The sequence below is a fragment of the Streptomyces graminilatus genome (genome assembly GCF_001418565.1).
Lineage (GTDB): Bacteria > Actinomycetota > Actinomycetes > Streptomycetales > Streptomycetaceae > Streptomyces > Streptomyces graminilatus.
Map to the genome: position 1 here is coordinate 1 of NZ_LIQQ01000331.1, position 1,015 is coordinate 1,015.

1 protein-coding gene and 1 pseudogene are annotated in these 1,015 nt (G+C 70.9%); both read left to right on the plus strand.

Features of this window, described 5'->3' with window-relative positions; genetic code table 11:
• Positions 1–314 (plus strand): annotated as a pseudogene (locus tag AOK08_RS26915) (CHAD domain-containing protein); the annotation flags it as partial.
• Positions 311–730, plus strand: a complete 420-nt coding sequence (locus AOK08_RS26920; RefSeq protein ID WP_055530764.1) for an NUDIX hydrolase — start codon at positions 311–313, stop codon at positions 728–730. The pseudogene AOK08_RS26915 and the gene AOK08_RS26920, both read left to right, overlap by 4 nt.
• Positions 731–1,015 lie beyond the last annotated feature (285 nt).

The window sequence follows — 1,015 nt, forward strand, 5'->3', positions numbered from 1 at the left end:
GAGACAGCCCCCAGGACGCCCCCTGGCACCACGTACGCCTCCTCCTGCGCCTGCGCCGCTACGCCCACGAGCTGCTGGAGGGCGACGAAGCGCGCGTCGACGTACGGATGCTGGCGGCCGGCGCGGCACTCAACCGGCACCGCGACGCCTCCGAGGCCGCGGCGGCGGCCGCCTCCGCCGCACGCACCCCACGCATCGCCCCGGCGACGGCGTACGCGCTCGGCGTGCTCCACGCCGACCAGCGCCACGAGGTGGAGGCGGCCCGCTTCGCCTTCCAGCAGTCCTGGGAGACGAAGGCGATGAGCACCCGATGACCTCCGAAGAGCCGAGCCCCCTGCTGGCGGCGGGCTGCGTCCTGTGGCGCCGCTCACCCGTGGACGGCGGCCTGGAGATCTGCCTCGTCCACCGGCCGAAGTACGACGACTGGTCGCACCCGAAGGGCCACTTGAAGCGCGGCGAGGAGGCGCTCGCCGCCGCGCTGCGCGAGGTCGAGGAGGAGACGGGCTACGGGGCGACCGTCGGCGCCCCCCTCAGCACGACCGAGTACGAGGTGGCCGGCCGCCCCAAGCAGGTCCTTTACTGGGCGGCGGAGGCGACGTCCGGCGACTTCACCCCGAACAACGAGGTCGACCTCATCCTGTGGCTGCCCCCGGAAGCGGCCCGCGAACGCCTCACCCAACCCCGGGACAAGGACCTGGTCGACGAACTGTCGGCGCTCCACCAGAGGTAGTCATCTGTGAGGTGGTCATCTGTGAGGTGGTCATCAGTGAGGTGGTCATCAGTGAGGGGCCGCTAGGGCCGGTCTCCCTGGTGCCCCTTGGCGTCCGTCCGGGCCATGCTGCGGGCCCGGCGGGCCGGCCCGCGCCAGCCGCAACTGCATCTCGCGAAGCAAAAATGCCCGTGTTCCACCATGGAAACCATGTGATCTTCGGGGAAACCTGACGGTTCGCTTCGTTCTTGCTGCGCCACACCCATAACGTTACCCACCCCCGGCCGAAGCAGCCGTACCCGCATC